The sequence below is a fragment of the Pseudomonas sp. Pseusp97 genome (assembly GCF_047304025.1).
GTDB lineage: Bacteria > Pseudomonadota > Gammaproteobacteria > Pseudomonadales > Pseudomonadaceae > Pseudomonas.
Genome location: NZ_JBGLYK010000233.1, coordinates 1 through 8,337, shown reverse-complemented (window position 1 = coordinate 8,337; position 8,337 = coordinate 1). Strand labels below are relative to the sequence as shown.

Annotated in this window: 10 protein-coding genes; 6 read left to right on the top strand and 4 right to left on the bottom strand. The window is 67.6% G+C overall.

The window, feature by feature from the left end; genetic code table 11:
* From ACCC94_RS25305 to ACCC94_RS25295, 3 genes are all read right to left on the bottom strand, one after another.
* Positions 1-2,123 (bottom strand): fimbria/pilus outer membrane usher protein (locus ACCC94_RS25305; RefSeq protein ID WP_413352375.1); only part of this gene is annotated, 2,123 nt, incomplete at its 3' end.
* On the bottom strand, positions 2,107-2,859 hold the full coding sequence (locus ACCC94_RS25300) for a molecular chaperone (protein WP_413352374.1): 753 nt from the start codon (positions 2,857-2,859) through the stop codon (positions 2,107-2,109). The genes ACCC94_RS25305 and ACCC94_RS25300, both read right to left, overlap by 17 nt.
* A 95-nt stretch (positions 2,860-2,954) precedes the next feature.
* Positions 2,955-3,500 (bottom strand): fimbrial protein, encoded by a 546-nt coding sequence (locus ACCC94_RS25295; protein ID WP_413352373.1) that lies wholly within the window; start codon positions 3,498-3,500, stop codon positions 2,955-2,957.
* A gap of 256 nt (positions 3,501-3,756) precedes the next feature.
* Between ACCC94_RS25295 and ACCC94_RS25290 the strand changes: the two genes are divergently transcribed.
* From ACCC94_RS25290 to ACCC94_RS25265, 6 genes are all read left to right on the top strand, one after another.
* Positions 3,757-4,125, top strand: coding sequence for a YciI family protein (locus tag ACCC94_RS25290; RefSeq protein ID WP_413352372.1), 369 nt, complete (start codon positions 3,757-3,759; stop codon positions 4,123-4,125).
* A 40-nt stretch (positions 4,126-4,165) separates the two neighbouring features.
* On the top strand, positions 4,166-4,696 hold the full coding sequence (locus tag ACCC94_RS25285; RefSeq protein ID WP_413352371.1) for an SRPBCC family protein: 531 nt from the start codon (positions 4,166-4,168) through the stop codon (positions 4,694-4,696).
* 29 nt (positions 4,697-4,725) lie between these two features.
* A complete protein-coding gene (locus tag ACCC94_RS25280; RefSeq protein WP_413352370.1) occupies positions 4,726-4,878 on the top strand; it encodes a hypothetical protein in 153 nt (50 codons plus the stop codon).
* On the top strand, positions 4,875-5,672 hold the full coding sequence (locus ACCC94_RS25275) for a DUF899 domain-containing protein (protein WP_413352369.1): 798 nt from the start codon (positions 4,875-4,877) through the stop codon (positions 5,670-5,672). Before ACCC94_RS25280 ends, ACCC94_RS25275 begins: the two co-directional genes overlap by 4 nt.
* Before the next feature lie 22 nt (positions 5,673-5,694).
* A complete protein-coding gene (locus ACCC94_RS25270; protein WP_413352368.1) occupies positions 5,695-6,135 on the top strand; it encodes a YybH family protein in 441 nt (146 codons plus the stop codon).
* 278 nt (positions 6,136-6,413) lie between these two features.
* Positions 6,414-7,667 (top strand): RNA polymerase sigma factor, encoded by a 1,254-nt coding sequence (locus tag ACCC94_RS25265; protein WP_413352367.1) that lies wholly within the window; start codon positions 6,414-6,416, stop codon positions 7,665-7,667.
* Positions 7,668-7,685: 18 nt separating this feature from the next.
* Here ACCC94_RS25265 and ACCC94_RS25260 read toward each other — a convergent pair.
* Positions 7,686-8,337 (bottom strand): SDR family NAD(P)-dependent oxidoreductase (locus ACCC94_RS25260; RefSeq protein ID WP_413352366.1); only part of this gene is annotated, 652 nt, incomplete at its 5' end.

Sequence of the window (8,337 nt, the reverse complement as noted above, 5' to 3'; positions counted from 1 at the left end):
CCGCTGGCGCCCTTGGCCTCCACCAGGGCGAAGGTATCGCCGACGTAGGGGCCCAGGGTCAGGCCGCCGCTGTGCAGCACCGCCGCGCCGCGCATGCCGCCGTTGACCTGGCGGTAGGTGGAGCTTTCGGCGTAGCCGGCGTTGAAGGTGGCGACCGAGGTCTGCTGCTGCACGCTGCCGTTGAAGTCGGTGCCCTGGCCTTCGCTGTCGCGCCCGGCGGAGAGGGCGTAGCTCAGGCTGCGGTCCTCGCCCAGGGTGCCGTTGAGGCCGGTCTGGTAGGTGCTGCCGCTGGTGTCGCCGCTGCGCCGTGAGGCCATGGCGCTGAGGTTCGGCGCGCGGCTGGTGGAGCCCAGCGGCATGGACAGGCTCAGGGTCAGGGTGTTGTTGCGGTTGCTGCCGTGCTGCAGGTTGTACTGCGGCGGTTGCGACGGGTCGTAGTCATCGTTGACGTCGCGGTACCAGGTAGTCTGCTGGCGCGAGTAGGAGAGGTTGTAGCTGAGCTGGCGCCAGGTGTTGGAGTAGCCGACCTGCAGCTGGGTATCGCGGCTCTTGCCGTCGTAGTAGTCGGCGGTGGAGCCGGACAGGTAGAGGTTGCCGTACTGCCCCAGGCCCTGGTTGACCAGCAGGGTGAACTGGTTGCGCTGCTTGTAGCTGCTCGAGTCCCAGCTGTCGCCGTGGTCGCCCGCGTCGCGTGCGGAGAGCGCGTCGCCGAGGTCGCGGTAGCCCTCGGTGGAATAGCGGTAGCCGGCCAGCGTCAGGGTGGTCTGGGTCGGCTGGAAGGTCCGGCTGTAGTTCAGGCCGACGCGCCAGCCCTGCTTGCGCTGGTCGTTCTCCACGGTGGCGCTGGAGAAGGTGGTGTTCATGCCGAAGGCGCCGTAGGGCGTGGCCAGCACGCCGCCGCCGAGCACTGCGAGGTAGTCCTCGGCGACGCGGGCGCCGAGGTTGGCGGTGAGGGCGTTGGTCAGGCCGCGCTGGTAGGTCAGGTCACTGAACAGGTCGTTGCCGTCGCCGTACTGGCGCGCCTGGCCCACCGTCGCGCTGTAGCGCGACAGGCCCGGGCGCATGGATTCGGGCACGGCGGAGAAGGGCACGGAGAAGCGCGAGACGCTGCCGTCGGCCTCGATCACCTGCACGTCCAGATCGCCGTCGTAGGCGGTGCCGTAGAGGTCGTCGATGACGAAGGGACCGGGCGCCACGGTGCTCTCGTGGATCTTCTTGCCATTCTGGCTGATCACCACCCGCGCGTTGGTATTGGCCGTGCCACGCACCTGCGGCGCGTACTGGCGTTGCGAGTCGGGCAGCATGCGGTCGTCGGTGGCCAGGCGTACGCCGCGATAGCCCATGCTGCCGAACAGGTTGCCTTCGGTGTAGCTGTCGCCCAGGGTCAGTTCACTGCGCAGGCCCGGCAGTGCGCGCTGGGCGTAGGTGCGAATGCTGTTCCAGTCGCTGCGGGTGTTCCCCGCGTAGCTGGAGTAGGTGTAGTTGGACTGGTGGCGCAGGCGCCACAGGCCCAGGTTCACGCCGCCGCTCAGGCCGAGGTAGCCGTAGTCCGAATCGCCGCCGCTGCCGGAGCCTTCGAAGCTCGAACGATAGAGGTTGGCGTCGTAGTTGACGAAGCCCATGGTGCTGCCGGCGTCCCATTCGTCCGGGCTGACATAGCCGCGCGGCTTGATGTCGAGCAGCGCCTGGGGCACAGCGAGGTCCAGGCGCAGGCGCGCGGTGTCGAGCGTCCAGGTCGAGTTGGGCAGGCGCTCGGTGAGCCAGTGGCAGATGCCCTGGTCGTCCTTGCCGGCCTTCGGGTCGGGGCGCGCCCCCAGGCTCTGGCGCAGGAAGCGTTCGCTGAAACAGGGTTCGGCGCGCTCGCCGCGCTGGCGCATCTCCACTTCCGCGCGGGTGGCGTACTGGCCGTTGAGGTAGAGGTCGACATGGTAGGTGCCGGGGTCCACCTGGTCGGCGCGGTTGAAGCGCTCCAGGCTGCCGCCGGCCAGGCCCGAGCCCATCAGCAGGCTGTCGTCGAAGCGGTACTGCGCATCGCCCAGGGCTATGCCCGCGACCGCCATGGCGAGGGCTCCCAGGGCGAACGGCAGCAGCGGTCCATGGGCACGATCAACGCGGCAGGTCATGGCGAACGTCCACTCTTGCGCCGTAGTCGTTGATCAGCAGGGCCGAGAGGCGCGGCGTGCCGGCCGGCAGTGGCGAGGGCTTTTCCGCCCTCCACTGGGCCAGGCCCAGCGGCGCGACCATGCTCGGCTTCAGCTTCCACTGGCGCTCGCCGATGCTGAGCGTCGCGCCACCGAAGGAGGCGTGGTAGCCGGTGGGGTTTTCCACCTTCACGCTCCAGTCGCTGCCGTTCTGCACCAGGGAGAAACGCAGTTTCTCGGGCAACTGCTCAGGGCTGCCGGCGATGCCCGCCGGGCGGTAGAACAGCTTCAGGCGGTTGCGCAGCATCAGCAGCATCTGGTTCTGCTCGGCCTTGGCGGCGTTGCGCGGCGGAATCTGCAGCACGTTGAGGTGGAACAGCGATTCGCGGTCCCGGGGCAGTCCGGAGCCGGTGTAGAGGATGCGCAGGGTCTGGCCGCTGCCGGGCGCCATGCGCGATACCGAAGGGTTCACCACGAAGGGAGCCTTGGCGGTATCCGGCGTGGAGGCGGGATCGTCGATATCGATCCAGGCCTGGATGACGTTGGGGAAGCCGTCCTTGTTGCTCAGTTGCACGGTCTTCTCCCGGGCGTCGCCGGGGTAGATGACACGGGTGCCGGTGATTACCACGCTGGCCTGGGCGAGCGGGGTGGCGAAGGATGCCAGCAGGGCGAGCGCGAGCGTCGCCGCGCGAAGCGGGCGCAGTGGGGAGGCGTTCATCCGGTTCACCTGTCTTGCCGGGCCGTTCGGGGTGCGGTCACCCCTGAACGGCGCGGCGCAATGCGGGATGCGGCACCCGAAGGTGCCGCGGGGTATCACTCGTAGCGCAGGGTGTAGGTCACCGAGCCGAGTACCGGACCGGGGGTCACGGTGGCGGCTTCGGAGATGTATTGCACCGCGTAGTCGTAGCTGGCGCTGGTCTGACCGTCGGCGAGGATGATGTCACCGGCGGCTGCAGCCGCGCCGCCCGCCAGGTTCACCGGGTTACCGGCCGGGGCGTCGAGCAGTTGCAGGGCGACGCCGGTAGCACCGCTGGTGGCGGTGTTGGTCAGGTTGCCCGACGCGGTGGCGTTGGTGGCCTGGAACAGGGTGGTGAAGTGCTCGTCGGCACCGCTGGGCGCGGCGCAGCCGGTCAGCTGGAGGGTGAAGCTGGTCTCGCCGGTGGTCTGGCCGACGCTGCCGTTCAGGGCGCTGACCGGAACGCTGTCGAGGATCACGGTCGGGTCGGTGTTGCCGTCGACCACGGCCGAGCAGGTCTGGTCGGTTACTTCGCCACTGAAGTTGATGGTGTTGGCAGCGAAAGCAAAGCCCGGCACAGCGAAAGCGGCTGCGACAGCCAGGGCGGTTGCGTGAAGTTTCATTTTCTTGAGCTCCATGGTCAGGGGTTTTTTCCCCATGCCCACTTTGCTTTCAGAGCATTCCTAAATATCTGAGACGAATCTGAAAGTGCTGTCCTGGGCCACTGCCGCCCCGACCGATGGCGCCCAGCCGCGAGGCAGAGCGGTGCATCGAAGGCGCCAAGGAATCCCGCGAGAAAAAATTTTCCCGGTGTGTCGATTCCCGACCGCGCGCTTCGACTATGAGGTAACGGCAACCCATAGCGCCCCGGAGACGACCATGAAGTACCTGTGCCTGATCTATGTGGACGAGCAGCGCCTGTCGAGCCTGTCCGGGCCCCAATACCGGCGCCTGATGGACGAGTGCTTCGCCAACGACGAGCACCAGCGCCGCGCTGGCAGGGTGCTGGCCTCCGAGGCACTGGAAACGGTGGAGACGGCGACTACGCTGCGGCATGACGCGACGGGGCTGTCGATCACCGACGGGCCCTTCGCCGAGACCCGCGAGTACCTGGGCGGCTTCGTGCTGATCGACGCGCGTGATCTCAACGAGGCGCTGCAGATCGCCCAGGGGATTCCCAGCGGCCGCCTCGGCGCCGTGGAAGTCCGCCCGGTCCGCGACTGGGACCGTTACTTCGCCGGGCGCTGAGGCCCGGTTTCATCAGTGATAGCGACATCAGGAGGATGTGATGCTCAAGTGGATTGCGTTGGTGGTGGTACTGGCGGTGGTGGTGGTCCTGGTGCTGGCGGCGAATCGCCCGGGCACCTTCCGCGTGGAGCGCACCGCGCGCATCCAGGCGCCGCCGGAAAGGATCCAGGGCTATATCGAGGACTTCCACCAGTGGGCGCAATGGTCGCCCTTCGAGAAGCTCGACCCGCAGATGCAGCGCAGCTTTTCCGGCGCCGACAAGGGTCGCGGCGCGGTCTACGCCTGGCAAGGCAACGGCAAGGCCGGGGCAGGGCGGATGGAGGTCATGGAGATCGACCCTGGCAGCCGCGTGAGCATCGCGCTGGATTTCTTCAAGCCATTCAAGGCCAGCAACACCGCCGAGTTCACCCTGGTGCCGCGCGATGGCGGCACCGAGGTGACCTGGGCGATGTTCGGCCCGGTGCCCTTCATGGCCAAGATCATGCACCTGTTCTTCGATGTGGACCGCATGGTCGGCAAGGACTTCGAGGCGGGCCTGGCCAACCTCAAGGCGCTGGCCGAAAAGGGCTGATGCAACCCGCCACCCGAAGGAGGTGAGCCATGTGCCCTCTGTGTGTATCGACCCTGACGCTGGCAGTGACCAGCGTCCTTTCCGCCGGCGGCGTCAGTGCCTTCGCCGTCACCCGCCTGCGCGGCAAGCGCCGCGCCCGGCCCACCGAGCAACGGGAACGCGCCCAGGAGCGTGCAACATGAAACCGGCCAGCCCTAATTCTTCATTCCCGGAGATGCCCCGAGTCGTTTCCCAGGCAGCCTGGCGGCAGGCGCGCATCCGCCTGCTGGAACAGGAAAAGGCCGCCACCAGGGCCCGCGACGCGCTCAATGCGCAGCGCCGCGAGCTGCCGGTGGTGCGCATCGACAAGGACTATCGCTTCGAGGGCCCGCACGGCCCGCTGCGCCTGCTCGACCTGTTCGAGGGCCGGCCGCAGCTGATCGTCTACCACTTCATGTTCCACCGCGACACGGGGCTGGGCTGCGAGGGGTGTTCCTACCTGATCGACAACCTCGGCCGGCTGGAACACCTGCACGCCCGCGGCACCACCTTCGCCATGGTGTCGCGAGCGCCGCTGGAGGAAATCGCACCGTTCCGCACCCGCATGGGCTGGCAGTTCCCCTGGTATTCGTCGTTCGGCAGCGACTTCAACTACGACTTCCACGTCAGCGTCGACGAGTCCATCGCCCCGGTGGAATACAACTATCGTGACAAGGCGGAGCTGGAGCGCCTCGGCCAGGGCTACCACGTGCGCGGCGAGCAGCCGGGCATGAGCGTATTCCTGCGCGACGGCGACCAAGTCTTCCACAGCTACTCGACCTACGGCCGAGGGCTGGAGGCGCCGCTGTTCACCTACCACCTGCTCGACCTCACCCCGCTGGGGCGCGGCGAAGGCTGGGGAGGCATGCCCGACTACCAGGGCAAGGGCATGAACTGGACACGCTTCCACGACGAGTACGAGCAAGCCCCGCTGCCGCACAGCTGTTGCGGTTCCTGATCCTTGCGCAGGAGGAAAGCCCATGACTGCCGCCGAAAAGAACGCTGCCCACACTGAGCTGCACGCGCTGCTGGAGAGCTGGTTGAAATCCGTGCGCGCTTCCGACGTGGAAGGCATCACCCGCCACTACACCCGCGACATCCTCGCCTTCGATGCCGTCAAGCAACTGCAGTTCAAGGGCGTGGAGGCCTACGCCAGCCATTGGCGCGACTGCACCCGGATGTGCAAGGAACCTACTTTCGAGATCCATGAGCTGAGCTTCGAGAGCGGCGGCGAGACGGCCTTCGGGCACTACCTCGCCTACTGTGGCGGAACCGACGACAAGGGGCAGCACAACGCCTCCTGGGCGCGCGTCAGCGTCGGCCTGCGACGAGAGGCAGGGCAGTGGAAGATCGCCCACGAGCACTTCTCGATTCCCTTCGATCCGGCGACAGGGCAACTGCTGTTCGATGCCAAGCCCTGACTTCGCCCCTGGCCTCGAAAAGGAACCTGGCCTGGCCCCCGACCTGTAGGAGCGAGCTTGCTCGCGAACCTCGCATGGCACCCACGGCGTCAGGCGGTTCGCGAGCAAGAACTAGGCGTCCCCCTCGCTCCTACAAAAAGCTGTGTGCCGGCTTCAGCTCCAACTTCCTGCCCAACGTCCTCTGCAACGCCCCCCATCGCATCCGTCCGAACACCTCCCACCCCAACGAGAATCCGTGCAGGATAGGCAGACCTCTCCCACGCCAAGGACTTCGGCCCATGCACGACTACGCCGCCCAGCCCCTGCGCGATATGGTGGACGACGTCTACCGCTGTGAATCGCGCCGGGTACTGGCCACGCTGATCCGCCTGCTGGGGGATTTCGACCTGGCCGAGGAGGCGCTGCACGAAGCCTTCGTCGCCGCCGTCGATCAGTGGCGGCGCGACGGCGTGCCGGCCAACCCGCGTGCCTGGCTGGTCTCCGCCGGACGCTTCAAGGCCATCGACGGCCTGCGCCGGCGCTCGCGTTTCGACGCCTCGCTGACGCAGATCGCCGAACAACTGGAGATCGATGCGCAATCAGTGGAGGAGCAGGCCGACGAAAGCGTCGAGGACGACCGCTTGCGGCTGATCTTCACCTGCTGTCACCCGGCGCTGCCGGCGGACTCGCAGGTGCCGCTGACCCTGCGCGAGGTCTGCGACCTGAAGACCGAGGAAATCGCCCGGGCCTACCTTGCCACGCCCTCGACCATCGCCCAGCGCATCGTCCGCGCCAAGGCGAAGATCCGCGATGCGCGGATTCCCTACCAGGTGCCGGAAGCCGCCGAGCTGCCGGAGCGCCTGGCCAGCGTGCTGCGGGTCATCTACCTGGTATTCAACGAAGGCTACTCCGCCTCGGCCGGCGACTCGCTGACCCGCACCGATCTTTCCGCCGAGGCCATCCGCCTGGGCCGGCAATTGCTGGAGCTGCTGCCGGAGTCCGAAGTGATGGGCCTGCTGGCATTGATGCTGCTGCACGAATCGCGGCGCGAGGCGCGCACCGCCGAGGACGGCGAACTGGTGTTGCTCGAGGACCAGGACCGCTCGCGCTGGAACCGCGCCTTGATCGCCGAGGGCCAGCAACTGATCACGGCTGCGCTCGCGACCCGCCGTGTCGGCCCCTACACCCTGCAGGCGGCCATCTCGGCGGTGCATGCGGCCGCTGCCGACATGGCCGGCACCGACTGGGCGGAGATCGTCGGCCTCTACGACCTGTTGCTGGCGATGCAGCCCTCGCCGGTGATCGAACTCAACCGCGCCGTGGCCCTGGCCATGCGCGACGGGCCGGAAGCCGGGCTGGCGCAGGTGGATGCCATCCTTTCCCGTGGCGATCTGCAGGACTATCACCTGGCCCATGCCGCCCGCGCCGACTTCTGCCGCCGCCTGGCCCGCCATGCGGATGCGCGCGCGGCTTACCAGCGCGCGCTGGAATTGGCGAAGCTGGAGCCGGAGCGACGCTTTCTCGAGCAACGGCTGCGCGAGCTCGAGCGCTGAGCTGCCTGGCGGTTCGTTCTAGAGGCTGCTCACCAGATGCCCACCATCCACGGCGAGCACCGCGCCGGTCATGAAGGCGCCGGCATCGCTGGCCAGCAGCAGGAAAGGACCTTCCAGCTCCTGCAATTGGCCGAGGCGGCGCATCGGCACCGTGTCGCGGATATAGGCCTGGCCCTTGTCGCTGTCGAAGTAGGCGTCGTTCATTTCGGTCCTGAAGTAGCCCGGCGCAATGGCATTGACCCGCACATCGAAGCGCGCCAGCTCCAGTGCCAGGGACTTGCTCAACTGCACCACGCCGGCCTTGGCCGCGCAGTAGTGGCTATAGCCGCCGCCCACGCGCAGACCGAGGATTGAGGCGATGTTGACGATGCTGCCGCCGCGCCCGGCCCTGGCCAGACGTTGCGCTGCGCATTGGGCGACGCGCCAGACGCCGTCCAGGTTGGTGGAGAGCATGGCGCGCCAGTCTTCCTCGCTGACTTCCAGCGCGCGCTGGCCATTGCCGATGCCGGCATTGTTGAGCACTACCTCGACCACGCCGAACTGCGTTTCGGCGCTGTCGAAGGCGGCTTCGACGCTGGCGCGGTCGGTCACGTCCAGCGCCACGGCGTGGGCTTCGCCGCCGTCGGCACGGATGGCTTCGGCCAATTGCGCCAGGCGCTCGGTGCGGCGT